The following is a 14,638-nucleotide window of genomic DNA, read 5'->3' as shown; positions in this document are numbered from 1 at the left end:
CGGGTCATTTGTGCAGAGGTAACCCAGTCATGTTAGCCGCCGCCGTCAAGGCGCTTTCGCAAATCCTGTCGCCGCCGATGCGCTCGATCCTGTGGCGCTCGATCGGGCTTGCGCTGGTGCTGATCACCGTGCTGGCGATCGGATTGCAGCGGCTGCTGAGCTGGTTTGCCGACTATGGAGAGGTCTGGGCCGAAGGCATGCTCGGCCCCAATTTCCATTCCACGCTGCACGTGCTGTCCTGGATCGTCTCGATCTCGGCGGGCCTTGGCGTCGTGCTCGGCGGCATCTTCCTGATGCCGGCGATCACCTCGCTGGTGGCGAGCCTGTTTGTCGACGACGTCGCCGACCATGTCGAGCGCGAGCATTATCCGGCCGACCATCCCGGCGTGGCGCTGCCGGTGACGCTCGCGACGATCGAGGGCGTCAAGACCGCGCTGCTGACGATCCTGGTCTATCTGGTCGCGCTGCCGTTCGTGCTGTTCGCGGGCGCGGGCTTCATCATCTTCTTCCTCGCGACCGCCTGGCTGCTCGGCCGCGAGTATTTCGAGCTTGCGGCGATGCGGTTCCGCTCGCCTGATGACGCCAAGGCGATGCGCAAGGAGAACGCGGCGACGGTCTTTACCGCGGGCCTGTTCATCGCTGCCTTCGTCTCGATCCCGATCGTCAATCTGGCGACGCCGCTGTTCGGCATGGCCTTCATGGTGCACATGTACAAGCGGCTGTCGGGCCCGCGGCGCGAGTTGATCGAACCGGCGCGGCGAACCAACGTGTCCTCGGTCTAGGTGGTATCCGGAAGCTCGGGCAGCGATGCCGGCACCCGATCGCTTGCGAAGGGCACGAGCAGCAGTCCGACGATCGCCACGCAGGCGAGCATCGCCCATGCTTCGTTCACGGTGAGTGCGAGCGACGCCCGTTCGACCAACGGCCGGATGAATGCCACCGTGGCGTCGTCCGGCAGACCCGGCGGCCGGTCGATCAGCAACTTCGGATCGAGCCCGATCGCCTGCGCCGCAGTGACATCCCCCGCCAGCAGGCGCAGGCGGAAATCCTCGCCATAGATCGGGCTTCGCCCATAGAGGATGGTATCGATCAGGGCGATCCCGATCGCGCCGCCCAGATTGCGCATCAGATTGAACAGTCCGCTGGCGTCGGCAATGTCCGCCTCCGGCAGGGCGCCCAGCGCAATGCGCGTCGGCGGTAGCAGGCAGAACATGATCGCGACGCCACGCACGACCTGCGGCCAGAACATCTCGCCAAAATCCGCCGTGCGCGGCTGAATGGCGCTCCAGCCGAGGCCGAGCGCGAACAAGGCGAAGCCCGCGCCGGTCAGCCGCCGCGCGCCGACGCGGCTTTCGAGGATCGCCGCAAGCGGCGCGGCGGCGAGCTGCGCAACCCCCGTGACCAGCATGATCGTGCCGATCTCGAAGGCGTCATGGCGGCGGACGAAACCGAGGAATACCGGCATCAGATAGGTCGATCCATACAGGCCAATGCCGAGGCAAAAGCTCAGTGCGCAACCGATCGCGAACGGACGCCGCTTGAAAAGCGTCAATTGCGCGATCGGATCCACCGCGCGGAGCGTGCGCCGGATCAGCAATGCCATCCCGGCAATGCTTCCGATCAGCAGGCCGAGACCAGGCATCGACGCCCAACCGCGTTGCGGCGCTTCCTTCAGACCAATCATGAAGCTTGCGAGCGTCGCTGCGAGCAGGACAAGCGACCATTTATCCAGTCTGGAGAACGCCCGAAGCTGCACGCCTTCCCTCGGAAGCAGCAACGGCGTGACCGAGGCCGCCACCGTTCCCGGAACCAGATTGATCAGGAACAGCCATGGCCACGACCAGGTCTGCGTGATCCAGCCGCCGACGACGGGTCCGACGGTCGGCGCGAGCACCGCGACGACGCCGCCGATCGTGGTGGCCACCGGATGAAGCCGCGCCGGGAACAGCGTGAACACGGCGGAGAACACTGCGGGGATCAGCACGCCGCCGGAAAATCCCTGCAGCACGCGAAACGCCAGCAGCGCGGCAAAGCCGCCGCTGAGGGCGCAGCCGACCGAGGCGGCAGTGAACAGGCTCACCGCAAGCGCGAACAGCCATCGCAACGACAGCGCATGCGTGAAGAGGCCGGTCAGCGGGATCGCGATCACCTCCGCGATCAGATAGGCGGTCTGGATCCAGCTCATCGCCGCCGGCGAGATCGCTAGCGCGCGCTGGATCGTCGGCAACGAGGTTGCGACGACCTGGATGTCGAGAATCGCCATGAACATGCCGAAGCACATCAGGAGAAAGCCGGTCCAGGTCGCAGCCGATGGGCCGTCGGTTCGGTGATCCGCCTTGCTCATGGCGTGCTTGTGCGCGGCCAATCGGAGACGGAGAGCGCGCGGTTCTCGATCCGAATCCGGACCGCAAGCACCGCGAGATTGAGGAGGGTAAAGATCAGCGCCAATCGCGGCAGGTGGAGCGCGAGGGGAAGAAGTGCGATTTCACCGACCACGACGGCGTAGTTTGGATGCGGGAAATATCGGTACGGCCCGGATGCGATCAGCGGCGCGCCCGGCAGCACGACGATTCGCGTGGTCCATCGCGGCCCCAGCGCGACGAGGATCCATATCCGCAAGCCTTGCAGCACCAGGAAACCCGCCAGCGCGGCCAGATTGACGTCCTGGTCGCGGCCCCAGATCCACAGCGCGGTCAGCCAGCCGGCGTGAACCAGGACAATGAGCGGGTAGTGATTGGCGCCGACCTCGACCGCGCCTCGTGCGAGAAGCCGCTCGGTGTTGCGACGTGACAGCACGAGCTCGCCGAGACGCTGCAGCGTGACCAGCAAGAGGATGACCGACGCGAAGCTCACGCCGCGTGCCTGAGCGCAACGCAGCTGAGCGTGAAGCCCGGCCCGAGCGCCGTGAGCAGCGAGCGCGGCGGCAATCCCTTGGCGCCGGCTCGTTCGAGAACAAAGAGAACCGTCGGGCCCGACATGTTGCCGCAAGCCGCGATGACGTCGCGTTCGTGATCGAGCGTGCCCTGATCGAGCGCGAGTGCCCGCTCCAGCGCGGCGATGACCTTGGCGCCGCCGGGATGGCAGAGGAAGCGGTCGATGTCATCGGCGGTCAGCTGCATCCGCGCCAGGATTTCGGCGACGGCTGGTCCAACATGGTCGCGGACGAAATCCGGAATGGTTCGCTGAAAGACCACGCCGAATCCTTCCGGATCGACCGTCCAGCCCATGATGTCGAGCGTATCCGGCCACAGCTTTTCGCCCATCGCCTCGATCCGCGTCGCGCCACCGTCGCCGGCACGCAGCACGATCGCGGCCGCGCCATCGCCGAACAGGCTGGCCGCAACGATATTTGCCTTGGTGAGCTCGTCGTGCCGGACCGCGAGCGTGCAGAGTTCGAGCGCAACCAGCAGCACGTTCGCTCCCGGCCGCGCTTCGGCCAGCCGCGCCGCGATCGACAGGCCCGACACGCCGCCCGCGCAGCCCAGGCCGAACACCGGCACGCGCGACACATCCGTCCGCAGACCGAGCTTGCCGGCGACGCGCGCCTCCAGCGTCGGCGTGGCTATACCCGTCGAGCACACCGTGACCACGATATCGATGTCCCCGCCGGTCAGGTCGGCGCGCGCAATCGCCTTGCGGGCCACGTCGACGTACAGCGTCTCCGCGCCCTCCAGGAACGCCAGCGTTCGCTCCGGCCAGCCGCGCCGTTCGAGATACCATTCGATCGGCTTGACGCCGTAGCGATGCTGGATGCCGGTGTTGGCGAACAGGCTGGAGAGCGTCTCGAATTCGGCATAGCGATCGGCGAGGAGATTGCGCGCGGCCTGCAGGACCTGTCCCTGATGGAATAGATGCGGTGGAACCGCCGTCGCCAGGGAAACAAGCGCGGCCGTCTGCTTTATCTCGATCATCATGGCTCCATTTCCCCCGCTCTTGGAACCGCGCGATGAGCAAAATATTTCAACACGCCTGCGACATCGCGCGAGCGCCGCATTCACTATAAATTGACCCGGCGCCGATATCCGCGCCGCCTCTTCGAAAATCAGGAAGCGGTGACGCCCAGCCTGCGCATCGCGCTCTTCACCAAGCCGAGCGGCGCCGGCGACAACGGGCCCTGCGGCGCGCGCGTGATGAAGGCGACCAGGACCAGCGCCAGGATCGCGAGCCAGAAGCACAGCCAGAAGCCGTCGATATAGGCGAGCGTGTTGGCCTCGCGCTGCACCAGCGCCGCCAGCGTGCCGACGGCGCGCCCCGTCGCCGTCCCAATGCCGTGGCCGGAAAATTCACCCGCCAGCCGCTTGAGCAGGTTCACGACGTCGATATCGCCATTCTGGACGTGCTGTCCGAGATAGTTCGAATGGATCTGCTCGCGGACCCGCAGCCAGGTCCCCATCAGCGCGACGCCGATCTCGGCGCCGCCGAGGCGCATGATCTGGATATAGGCCGCGAACGCCGTCGCCCGCGACGGATCGGAATTCGACAGCGCCATGATGATGATCGGCAGCAGCGTGAACGCCTGCCCGATCGAGGTGAGCAGGACGATGCCGACAAAGTCCTCGCGCGCCCAGACGTGGCTCAGCTGCGTGCCCCAGAGATTGGCGGCTGCGAACGCCGAGAAGCCGAGCACCACGACGATGCGCGGATCGAGGTGGCGCAGCAGCAGGATCGAGATCGGCACCAGCACGAACATCGGCGGCGCGCCGTAGGTGAACAGCAGCACGCCCGACTGCTCCGGCCGCAGCGCGCCGACGGTGCCGAGGAAATTCGGCACCAGCGACGAATTCGACAGGCTGGTCAGCGTGTACAGCAGGATGACGACCAGCGAGAGCCCGATATTGCGCGAGAACAGCACGTTGAAATGCGCCCAGGGCCGGCGCGCGATCATTTCGTTGATCATGAAGGCGACGATCAACAGCCCGCCGCCGATCAAGAGCGCCATCACTGTGCCCGACGACAGCCAGTCCAGCCGGTTGCCCTGATCGAGCCCGGCATAGACCATCGACACCCCGGCGCCGAGCAGCAGCATGCCGCCCCAATCGGCATGGTGCAGCAGGTCGCGATTGACGGGTTCTTTCGGCGTGCCGAGATACACCATCAGCCCCATCAGCGGCGCGATCACCACGCCCTGCCAATACAGCCACTGCCAGCCGAGATGCTCGACATAGAAACCGACCAGCGAGCTTGACGAGTCGAGCGCGAAGCCGACGCGGATCGAGTACATCGCAATCGCCGGCAGCCACCATCGGATCGGCAAATTGCGCAGGATGATCATCAGCGTCGCCGGCACGAAGGTGCCGAGCAGCATGCCGTGGGCGATGCTGAGCGCGATCAGCGTCGTGTAGTCGCGCACGAACGGGATGGTCAGCGAGACCACCGCATAGACCAGGCTCGGAATGCCGAGCACGCGGCGCAGGCCGAACACGGTGGCAAGCCAGGCCACCGCAGGCGCGACGAAGATCTGCGAGCCGATGGCGGCCGTCGAGAGCCAGGCGCCCTCGTCGAAGCTGAGCGAGAACGCGCCGCGCAGATCGGGCAGGCCGACCGAGGTCAGGCGGCTGTCGAAATTCGCCAGAAACGCGCCGAGCAGCACGGCGACGACCGCGAACAGCGGATAGCGCGCGACGTCGCCGCGCGAGACCGGACCACGGTCGCGGTCGTCACTTTCCGCCATTGGCGACCGCCTGGCCGGTGTCGATCCGCGTGACGACCGACATGCCCGGCAGCAGGCGCTCGAGCAAGGGCTGGCCCTTGTCGAAGTGGATACGCACCGGAATGCGCTGCACCACCTTGGTGAAATTGCCGGTGGCGTTATCGGGCGGCAGCAGCGCGAATTGCGATCCGCTTGCCGGCGCGATGCGCTCGACGACGCCGCGCAGCCTTTGGCCCGCGAACGTATCCACGGTGACCTCGACCGGCTGGCCCGGCTTGACGTTGGTCAGCTGGGTCTCCTTGTAGTTGGCGATCACATAGACGTTCGGCAGCGGCACGACGTTGATCAGATTGGCGCCGATGTTGACGTAGTCGCCCGGCTGCACCTGGCGCTCGCCGGTGACGCCGTCGAACGGCGCAACGATCTTGGTGTAGCCAAGCTTGAGCTTGGCCGATGCCAATAGCGCCTTGGCGGCGTCGAGGTCGGCGGCACGCTGCTTCTTGGTGCCTTGCAGGACCTCGAGCTGATGGCGCTGTGCCGCGATGACAGCGCGGCTGGCGCGCACGTCGGCCTCCGCCTTGGCGTAGGATGCGGTCGCCTGCTCGAGCCGCTGCCGCGTGCCGGCGTCGGTTTGCGACAGCGACTGCTGACGCTCTTCCTCCTGACGTGCCAAGGTCTGCTGCGCCTCCGCGGACAGCCGCGCAGCTTCGGCCTGCGCGATGGTTGCGTATTGCAGCTCGACCTGGTTGTTGAGGTTATCGAGCACGGCCTGCGCACCGACCACGCCGGCCTCGGCCTGCGCCACCTGCGCCTGATAATCGGCGGGATCGATCTGCACCAGGAGATCGCCGGCCTTGACGCGCTGGAAATCGGAGACGGCGACGGTGAGCACCTCGCCGGACACGCGGCTGGAGAGCTGGGTCAATTCGGCGCGCACATAGGCATCATTGGTGGTCTGGATCGTGGCGCTGCCGACCCAGGCATCCCAGCGGCTGGTCGCCACCGCGACGAACACCAGCGCGACGAGCACGACAAACAGCGGAATCGCGAAACGGCTCCAGAAGCCGCTTGCCGAAGGTTGCGCCTTGGCAGGCGCCGCAGCAGTCGCGGTCTGGCTGGCGGGTGACGGACCATCTTCAACCTGCTCTGCCACACCGCACTCCCTCAATCACCCACCGGAACAGCCGACGAACCTATCACGCGGACCGGCATCCACTTCGCTCGAGAACGCCCTGATAGCACATGACGACGATCATGCCTCAGACGGTCTTTTCCGGCCACCGGCAGAGATCATTGATCAGACACACGTCGCAACGTGGACCGCGGGCGAGGCAGGTGTAGCGGCCATGCAGGATCAGCCAGTGATGGGCGTGCAGCATGAACTCGGTCGGGATCACTTTTTCCAATCCCAGCTCGACCTCGAGCGGCGTCTTGCCGGGCGCGAGCCCGGTGCGGTTGCCGACGCGAAACACATGGGTGTCGACCGCCATCGTGTGCTCGCCGAACGCCATGTTGAGCACGACATTCGCGGTCTTGCGGCCGGCGCCGGGCAGCGATTCGATCTCGGCACGCGTGCGCGGCACCTCGCCGCCGAACTCGGCGATCAGCTTCTGCGAGAGCGCGATGACGTTCTTCGCCTTGTTGCGATAGAGCCCGATGGTCTTGATGTAGTCGCGCACTTTGTCCTCGCCGAGCTCAAGCATCTTGTCCGGCGTGTCGGCGACCGCGAACAGCGCTCGCGTCGCCTTGTTGACGCCGGCGTCGGTCGCCTGCGCCGACAGCACCACCGCAACGAGCAGCGTGTAGGGATTGAGGTGCTCGAGCTCGCCCTTGGGCTCGGGATTGGCTTTGCGGAACCGGTCGAAGGCCTCGTAGACCTCCTCCGATGTCCATGGCTTTGACTTTACGGTTCGCTTGGCGGCCTTCTTTGCCCCGCGTTTGGGCAGCAGCCTTGCCGCATTCGCAGGCTTCTTCTTCGGTGCGGAACGAACGCTTGATGTGCTGGCGCGTTGAGAGCGGATGATTTTGGCCATGAACCGGATATACTGATAGGCCATGACCGCAGGCAACGACTTTGATCCGGGCGAAGACCGCAGGGCCAATGATCTCGCGGCTGATGCCGCTGAGGCCGAGCCCAAACTGTTCTCGGCATTGCTGACGCCGCACCGCTCGCTGAATCGCACCGGCTTTATCGTGCTGATGTCGTTCGTCACCGTGGTCAGCTTCATCGCCGGCGCGGTGTTCTGGTGGCTCGGCGCCTGGCCGATCTTCGGCTTCTTCGGCCTCGACGCGCTGGTGATCTATTGGGCGTTCAAGGTCAATTTCCGCTCCGCCAAGGCGAGCGAGGAGATCACCGTCACACCGTCGGAACTGCGGGTGCGCAGGATCAGCCATCGCGGTCATGTGGCCGAATGGGTGCTCAATCCGCTCTGGGTGCGGTTCGAACAGATCTCGCATGAGGAGTTCGGTATCGAGCGGCTCTATCTGGTCTCCCGGGGCCGCCGGGTCAGCGTTGGCAGCTTCCTCGGACCGGACGAAAAGGCCAGCTTCTCCAAGGCCTTGACGGCGGCGCTCAACGCCGCAAAACGCGGCCCGACTTACAACCCCATCCACTAGTGTGCTGAATGCGAAGTTCGTGCGATTTCGCGGCAACCACTTTCACGAACTTCGCATTCATAAAGCACACTAGAATCAAAGGTTTGCTAGTGTCCTTATCGAATCCGAAGTTCGCTCCGAAAGTGCGGCAAATGATGCGAACTTCGGATTCGGGACACTAGTCGAGCTTACTTTTGAGCATGATCTCGTCGGAAAACCGGTCCCCACTTTTCCGGATCATGCTTGTCAGAAATCGGGTGGTTTGGACGCGCCATGGCTCCTAAATCAGACACCATGATGACACTCGCCATACACGACCAGCGCCTGGCCAAGCCGGGCCTCCAGAGCGCCGCGCTGCGCGACTATGACTCGGTTCGGCGCGCCATCGCGTTCATCTCGGAGCATTGGCGCACACAGCCGACCATCGAAGCGATGGCCGATGCCGCCGCCGTCACGCCGGATGAATTGCACCATCTGTTCCGCCGCTGGGCCGGGCTGACGCCGAAGGCCTTCATGCAGGCGCTGACCCTGGACCACGCCAAGAACCTGCTGCGCGATTCCGCCAGCGTGCTCGATGCGGCACTCGACTCCGGCCTGTCAGGGCCGGGACGGCTGCACGACCTGTTCGTCACGCATGAGGCGATGTCGCCGGGCGAATGGAAGACCGGCGCCGGCGGCATGACGCTGCGCTACGGCTTCCATCCCTCGCCGTTCGGCACCGCGATCGTGATCGCGACGGATCGCGGGCTTGCGGGGCTTGCCTTCGCCGATCACGGCGACGAGCAGACCGCATTCGCCGACATGAAGCGGCGCTGGCCGAACGCGAGCTATGTCGAGGACACCGACGGTACCGCAGCATTGGCGCAGCGCGTGTTCGATACAAGGTTGTGGCGGGCGGACCAGCCGCTGCGCGTCGTCTTGATCGGCACCGACTTCGAGGTGCGGGTGTGGGAGACGCTGCTCAAGGTCCCGATGGGCCGCGCGGTCAGCTATTCCGACATCGCCTGCAAGATCAACAGCCCGAAAGCCTCGCGCGCGGTCGGCGCCGCGGTCGGCCGCAACCCGGTGTCGTTCGTGGTGCCCTGCCATCGCGCACTCGGCAAAAGCGGCGCGCTGACCGGCTATCACTGGGGCATCACCCGCAAGCAGGCGATGCTGGGCTGGGAAGCCGGCCAGGTGGGGTTGCACTAACCTCTATCTCGTCATTACGGGATGGTCCGAAGGACCAGACCTCAGGTGCGCAATTGCGCACCGGGGAATCTCGAGATTCCGGGTTCGATGCTGCGCATCGCTCCGGAATGACAACATCAAACCTCTACCCCGCGAGATCGACCTTTGACGCTACGGTGGAATCGGCATTGAGCCGATAGATCACCGGCGCGCCGGTCGCGAGTTCGCGCTTGAGGATCTGCTCGGGCGTCAGCTTCTCCAGCACCATGATCAGCGCGCGCAGCGAATTGCCGTGGGCGGCGATCAGCGTGCGCTGGCCGCGCAGCACACCGGGCAGGATCTCCTGCACGTAATAAGGCAGCGTGCGCGCCAGCGTATCCTTCAGGCTTTCGCCGCCGGGTGGCGGCACGTCGTAGGAACGGCGCCAGATCAGAACCTGGTCCTCGCCCCACTTCTTGCGGGCGTCGTCCTTGTTGAGGCCGGAGAGATCACCGTAATCGCGTTCATTGAGCGCGAGATTCTTCGTGGTCGGCAATCCGGTCTGGCCGATCTGCTCCAGCATCAGCTTCAGCGTGTGCTGCGCACGGGTAAGATCGGAGGTGAACGCGACATCGAACGACAGGCCCTGCGCCTTCAGCTTGCGGCCGGCCTCGTTGGCTTCGTTGACGCCCTGCTCGGTGAGATCAGGGTCCTTCCACCCGGTGAACAGGTTCTTCAGATTCCAGTCGCTCTGACCGTGACGAACGAGCACAAGGAGACGATCACTCATTTCAGATTCCGTTTTCGCTTAGCCTGATTTCATTCCGTCGAGCGGTGTCAGTCGCTCAACCCGAGGACGTCGGCCATCGAATACATGCCGGGCTTCTTGCCATGCGCCCACAGCGCTGCCTTCAGCGCGCCCTGCGCGAACAGCGCGCGATCTTCTGCATGGTGCGAGAGCGTGATGCGCTCGGAGGGGCCGGCAAAGATCACGCTGTGATCGCCGGCCGCGGTGCCGCCGCGCAACGAGGCAAAGCCGATATCGCCCGCGCGCCGCGCGCCGGTGAGACCATCGCGGCCGCGCGCCGAATGCTGATCGAGCGCGATCTTGCGTCCCGCGGCCGCGGCTTCGCCGAGCATCAAGGCGGTGCCCGACGGCGCATCGATCTTGGACTTGTGGTGCATCTCGAGAATTTCGATGTCAAAGCTCTGGTCGAGCGATTGCGCGACGCGCTTGACGAGCGCGGCGAGCAGATTGACGCCGAGGCTCATATTGCCTGACTTCACCACGATGGCGCGGTTGGTCACGCTGCGGATCACCGCATCGTCGGACGGCGACATCCCGGTGGTGCCGATGACGTGAACAAGGCCGCGCTCGGCCGCGATCGCGACGTTGGCGATGGTCGCGGCCGGCACGGTGAAATCCAGGATGCCGTCGGCGCCGGCCGACATCGACCACAGATCGGCCGACAGCTTGACGTCATTGGCGGGGAGGCCGGCGAGCACGCCTGCGTCCTTGCCGAGCAGTTCCGAGCCCGGCGCTTCCAGAGCGCCGACCAGCACCGCCCCCGGGGTTTCGGAAATCACCCGGGTCAGCGTGCGGCCCATCCGGCCGCCGGCTCCCGCAACAATCAGACGCATGTCAGCCATGGCTCACCTCTCCACGCGATATAGCGAGCCAAGGCTGTTCCGGCAACCGAACCGGCTACCCGATGTGCGGACTATGGGCTGTCGTACCCCTCGATGATGATGAGGTCGGCGATCGAATGCGGCTGCCGCACCTTGATGTTGGCTTGGTATTCCAACGATTGGTAGCAAGCGAGCGCGGTCGCGTAATCGGGGAATTCGATCACGACATTGCGGGAGCGGCTCTGTCCCTCCACGCCGGTGAACTTGCCACCGCGAACGATGAACTTGCCGCCGAATTTCTGGAAGATGGCGGGGTTGGCCGCCATGTAGGGCTTGTAGCCTTCCTCATTGTGAACGTCGACGCGTCCAATCCAGTATCCCTTCGCCATCTCTGTTCTCCCTCTTGTTGTTCAGGCGAGCGCCTGGGCGATTTCGGCGTGAATGGCTTCGGCTGATGCCTTCGGGTCGGCGGCTTCCATCACCGGACGTCCGACCACGAGATAGTCGGCGCCGGCGGCAATGGCGCGAGCCGGCGTCATGATGCGCTTCTGGTCGCCGGTCGCCGAGCCTGCGGGGCGGATGCCCGGGGTCACCAGGTTCATCTGGTCGCCGACGATCTTGCGCAAGGCGGCGGCCTCCTCGGGCGAGCTGACGAGGCCGTCAACGCCAAGCGCCTGCGCCTGTTTGGCGCGCGCTTCGACGAGATCGGAGACGTTGAGGCGATAGCCCGCCGCATGCAGATCGGTGTCGTCGTAGGAGGTCAGCACCGTCACCGCGAGGATCTTCAGGCCGGAGCCGGCGCGTGCCTCGACCGCCGCCTTCATGGTCTGCGGGTAGGCATGCACGGTGAGGAAGGTCGCGCCAAGCCCGGCGACGCTTTCGACCCCGCGCGCGACGGTGTTGCCGATGTCGTGCAGCTTCAGATCGAGGAAGACCTTCTTGCCGCTGCCTGCAAGCTGCTTCGCCAGGATGAGGCCGCCGGCATAACCGAGCTGATAGCCGATCTTGTAGAAGGTGACGGCATCGCCGAGCCGGTCGATCATCGCCTCGGCGCTGGCGACGGACGGCAGATCGAGCGCCACGATCAACCGGTCTCTTGGAGCGATCCTGGCTGGCTGCATGTCACCTCACATCATGCGTTGGGATTGGTCGATCAGCTGCCGCACCAGCGCCTGCATCGCGTCGATGTCGGCTTGGTGCTTCAGATGATCCATATCGTCATAGGCCTGCTCGGCGAATGACAGCGCGAGCTGGTTCGGGATCACGGTGGCGCGGCACGCCGACAGGATCAGGCGCAGCGCCGCGAGCGCGCGGGTGCCGCCGAGCCGGTTGCCGGATGCGGCTGAGATCGCGAACGCGCGGCCGTGGAACACCTGACCTCGCACCTCATGCGGATCCTGCACGCGGCTCACCCAGTCGATCGTGTTCTTCACCAGCGCCGGCACCGAGGAATTGTATTCCGGCGTCACGATCAGCACGCCATGATGGGCGCCGATCATCCGTTTCAGATTCACGGCATGCTGCGGCACGCCGGATTTCGCCTGCAGGTCGCCATCATAGATCGGCAGCGGAAAATCGCCGAGCGAGATGCGGGTGACGTCGGCGCCGGATTGCGCCAGTTCGTGCGCCAGCACGGCAGCCAGCTTCGCATTGAGCGAGCCTGACCGAAGCGATCCGGGGATCACGAGGATTTTCAGCGCGGACATTTTGAAATCGCAGGTAAGGCGCTCGCCCGGCGCGACGGCGCCGGGTGGTCAGCCCTTGCGATACACCCAGACCCGCGCGGGCGGAAGGTTCATCCAGATCCGCTCGGAGGCCTCTGTGGACACGCCCGGCAGCGACTTCGGAATCGGAGGCACCACCGAATAGGTGAACTGAATGAACGGCGCGCCGGGTGCGAGCGCCAGGAAAGCGTCACGGACCAGCCTCAGGCGGGTCAGCATCGGCTTGGTGACGAGCGGCAGGCCGGAGACCACGGCCGAGGCGGGAGATTTCAGCACCTCCCACAGCGTATCACGGAGCGTATAGGCGTCCCCCTGGACGACCCTGGCGTGCGGATAACGTTCGCGCAGCAACGCGCAGAAGCCGGGATTGTATTCGACCAGGACGAGACGCTTCTGGTCGACGCCGTGCTCGATCAGCGCGTTGGTGATCGCCCCGGTGCCGGGTCCAAGTTCGACGACCGGCCCCTCGGCGTCGCGATCGACATATTGCGCCATGGTGCGGGCGAGCAACCGTCCGGACGGCATCACCGCGCCCATATGCAGCGGCTTCTCCATCCATGAACGGAGAAATCGAACCTCGTCGTCGAGACGGAGGGGCTTCTTCGACGCACGCACGGACGATTGCAAAGGCATGTCGCTACCAGGCGGGGACCGCACAATCGAGCGGTTGTCAGAAAACAGTCACAAAGACGTATAGATCGAAGTCGTTACGGTCAAGCATAACGACTGCGGCTAGACGGAGCGATTGCCAAAGAAGTCCTTGACCTTAGAGAAGAAACCCGCTGCCTCCGGCTGGGTTGCGCCGGACGACAGCTTTTCGAACTCCATCAGCAGTTCTTGCTGCTTCTTGGTCAGATTCTGCGGCGTTTCGACCACGACCTGGACATACATGTCGCCGGTCTGGCGCGAACGGAGCACCGGCATACCCTTTGATGCGATGCGGAATCGCCGGCTGGACTGGGTGCCGGCCGGCACCTTCACCTTGGTCTTGCCCTTGTCGATGGTCGGCACTTCGAATTCGCCACCGAGCGCTGCGGTCACCATCGAGATCGGCACGCGGCAGTGCAGGTCGGCGCCGTCGCGCTGGAAGAACGGGTGCGTGGTCAGCGACAGGAAGATGTAGAGGTCGCCGGGCGGTCCGCCGCGGACACCGGCCTCGCCTTCACCGGCGAGACGAATGCGGGTGCCGTCCTCGACGCCAGGGGGAATGTTGACCGACAGCGTGCGCTCGCGCGTCACCCGGCCGGAACCGGCGCATGAGGTGCAGGCATCCTCGATCATCTGGCCGCGACCCTGACAGCCGGGACAGGTCCGCTCCAGCGTGAAGAAGCCCTGGGCCTGCCGGACACGGCCGGCGCCGCCGCAATGCGAGCAGGTCTTCGGCTTGGTGCCGGCCTTGGCGCCGGTGCCCGAGCAGGATTCGCAGGTGACCGAGACCGGAATCTCGATCTGCGCGGTCTTGCCCTGGAAGGCCTCCTCGAGCGTGATCTCCATGTTGTAGCGCAGATCGGCGCCGCGCTCGCGGCCGCCGCTGCGGCGCTGCCCGGCCATGCCGAACAGGTCCTCGAAAATGTCGGAGAAGGATGAGGCGAAGCCGGCGCCGAAGCCGGGGCCGCCACCGCCCATGCCCTGCTCGAAAGCGGCATGGCCGAAGCGGTCATAGGCGGCGCGCTTGTCGCCGTCCTTCAGCACCTCATAGGCTTCGTTGATTTCCTTGAACCGGACTTCGCTGGTGGCGTCGCCCGGATTCTTGTCCGGATGCCATTTCATCGCGAGCTTGCGGAAAGCCGATTTCAGCTTGGTCTCGTCCGCGTTCCGCTCAACCTCGAGGGTCTCGTAATAGCAGCGCTTGGTGGACATCCTTCAATTCCGTCCGAAGTTCATCGCGATC

At 65.1% G+C, this 14,638-nt stretch carries 16 protein-coding genes; 3 read left to right on the top strand and 13 right to left on the bottom strand.

What is annotated here, in order from left to right:
* The first annotated feature begins 29 nt into the window (after positions 1-29).
* Entirely contained in the window at positions 30-782 is a 753-nt protein-coding gene (locus ACVMDN_RS37815) for a sulfate transporter family protein (protein ID WP_057020368.1), read from the top strand.
* On the opposite strand, the gene ACVMDN_RS37810 is transcribed toward ACVMDN_RS37815, so the two are convergent.
* The 6 genes from ACVMDN_RS37810 to nth all read right to left on the bottom strand — a co-directional run bounded on the left by ACVMDN_RS37810 (position 779) and on the right by nth (position 7,683).
* Positions 779-2,344: a DHA2 family efflux MFS transporter permease subunit gene (locus ACVMDN_RS37810; RefSeq protein ID WP_371852181.1), complete on the bottom strand. Its 1,566-nt coding sequence runs from the start codon at positions 2,342-2,344 to the stop codon at positions 779-781. The genes ACVMDN_RS37815 and ACVMDN_RS37810 overlap by 4 nt on opposite strands.
* A complete protein-coding gene (locus tag ACVMDN_RS37805; protein ID WP_076833735.1) occupies positions 2,341-2,853 on the bottom strand; it encodes an isoprenylcysteine carboxyl methyltransferase family protein in 513 nt (170 codons plus the stop codon). Before ACVMDN_RS37805 ends, ACVMDN_RS37810 begins: the two co-directional genes overlap by 4 nt.
* Entirely contained in the window at positions 2,850-3,902 is a 1,053-nt protein-coding gene (locus ACVMDN_RS37800) for a type III polyketide synthase (protein WP_141339866.1), read from the bottom strand. The genes ACVMDN_RS37805 and ACVMDN_RS37800 overlap by 4 nt, the downstream gene beginning before the upstream one ends.
* Positions 3,903-4,042: 140 nt before the next feature.
* Positions 4,043-5,671 carry an MFS transporter gene (locus tag ACVMDN_RS37795; RefSeq protein ID WP_076833733.1) on the bottom strand — a complete coding sequence of 543 codons (1,629 nt, stop codon included), beginning with the start codon at positions 5,669-5,671 and terminating at the stop codon, positions 4,043-4,045.
* Positions 5,658-6,803 carry an HlyD family secretion protein gene (locus tag ACVMDN_RS37790; RefSeq protein ID WP_076833731.1) on the bottom strand — a complete coding sequence of 382 codons (1,146 nt, stop codon included), beginning with the start codon at positions 6,801-6,803 and terminating at the stop codon, positions 5,658-5,660. The genes ACVMDN_RS37795 and ACVMDN_RS37790 overlap by 14 nt, the downstream gene beginning before the upstream one ends.
* A 106-nt stretch (positions 6,804-6,909) precedes the next feature.
* Positions 6,910-7,683, bottom strand: coding sequence for an endonuclease III (nth, locus tag ACVMDN_RS37785; protein WP_200844514.1), 774 nt, complete (start codon positions 7,681-7,683; stop codon positions 6,910-6,912).
* Positions 7,684-7,705: 22 nt separating this feature from the next.
* On the opposite strand from nth, the gene ACVMDN_RS37780 reads away from it, so the two are divergent.
* Both ACVMDN_RS37780 and ACVMDN_RS37775 read left to right on the top strand, forming a co-directional pair.
* Entirely contained in the window at positions 7,706-8,266 is a 561-nt protein-coding gene (locus ACVMDN_RS37780; RefSeq protein ID WP_244558980.1) for a DUF2244 domain-containing protein, read from the top strand.
* Positions 8,267-8,539: 273 nt separating this feature from the next.
* Positions 8,540-9,436, top strand: coding sequence for a methylated-DNA--[protein]-cysteine S-methyltransferase (locus ACVMDN_RS37775; protein ID WP_076833729.1), 897 nt, complete (start codon positions 8,540-8,542; stop codon positions 9,434-9,436).
* A gap of 124 nt (positions 9,437-9,560) precedes the next feature.
* On the opposite strand, the gene ACVMDN_RS37770 is transcribed toward ACVMDN_RS37775, so the two are convergent.
* From ACVMDN_RS37770 to dnaJ, 7 genes are all read right to left on the bottom strand, one after another.
* Positions 9,561-10,184 carry a 2,3-bisphosphoglycerate-dependent phosphoglycerate mutase gene (locus ACVMDN_RS37770; RefSeq protein WP_076833727.1) on the bottom strand — a complete coding sequence of 208 codons (624 nt, stop codon included), beginning with the start codon at positions 10,182-10,184 and terminating at the stop codon, positions 9,561-9,563.
* 47 nt (positions 10,185-10,231) lie between these two features.
* Positions 10,232-11,044: a 4-hydroxy-tetrahydrodipicolinate reductase gene (gene dapB / locus ACVMDN_RS37765; RefSeq protein WP_028341754.1), complete on the bottom strand. Its 813-nt coding sequence runs from the start codon at positions 11,042-11,044 to the stop codon at positions 10,232-10,234.
* A 71-nt stretch (positions 11,045-11,115) separates the two neighbouring features.
* Positions 11,116-11,412, bottom strand: a complete 297-nt coding sequence (locus tag ACVMDN_RS37760) for a DUF1330 domain-containing protein (RefSeq protein ID WP_456835841.1) — start codon at positions 11,410-11,412, stop codon at positions 11,116-11,118.
* A gap of 21 nt (positions 11,413-11,433) precedes the next feature.
* Positions 11,434-12,144, bottom strand: coding sequence for an orotidine-5'-phosphate decarboxylase (pyrF, locus tag ACVMDN_RS37755; RefSeq protein ID WP_057020362.1), 711 nt, complete (start codon positions 12,142-12,144; stop codon positions 11,434-11,436).
* 6 nt (positions 12,145-12,150) lie between these two features.
* Entirely contained in the window at positions 12,151-12,729 is a 579-nt protein-coding gene (locus ACVMDN_RS37750) for an NADPH-dependent FMN reductase (RefSeq protein ID WP_076833724.1), read from the bottom strand.
* A 48-nt stretch (positions 12,730-12,777) separates the two neighbouring features.
* Positions 12,778-13,380, bottom strand: a complete 603-nt coding sequence (locus ACVMDN_RS37745) for a class I SAM-dependent methyltransferase (RefSeq protein WP_076833722.1) — start codon at positions 13,378-13,380, stop codon at positions 12,778-12,780.
* A gap of 99 nt (positions 13,381-13,479) precedes the next feature.
* Entirely contained in the window at positions 13,480-14,607 is a 1,128-nt protein-coding gene (gene dnaJ, locus ACVMDN_RS37740; protein WP_076833720.1) for a molecular chaperone DnaJ, read from the bottom strand.
* Positions 14,608-14,638 lie beyond the last annotated feature (31 nt).

This window comes from Bradyrhizobium sp. USDA 4510, from assembly GCF_054059095.1.
Note: the sequence above shows the minus strand (reverse complement) of the source record. Positions and strands in the feature narration are given on the sequence as shown.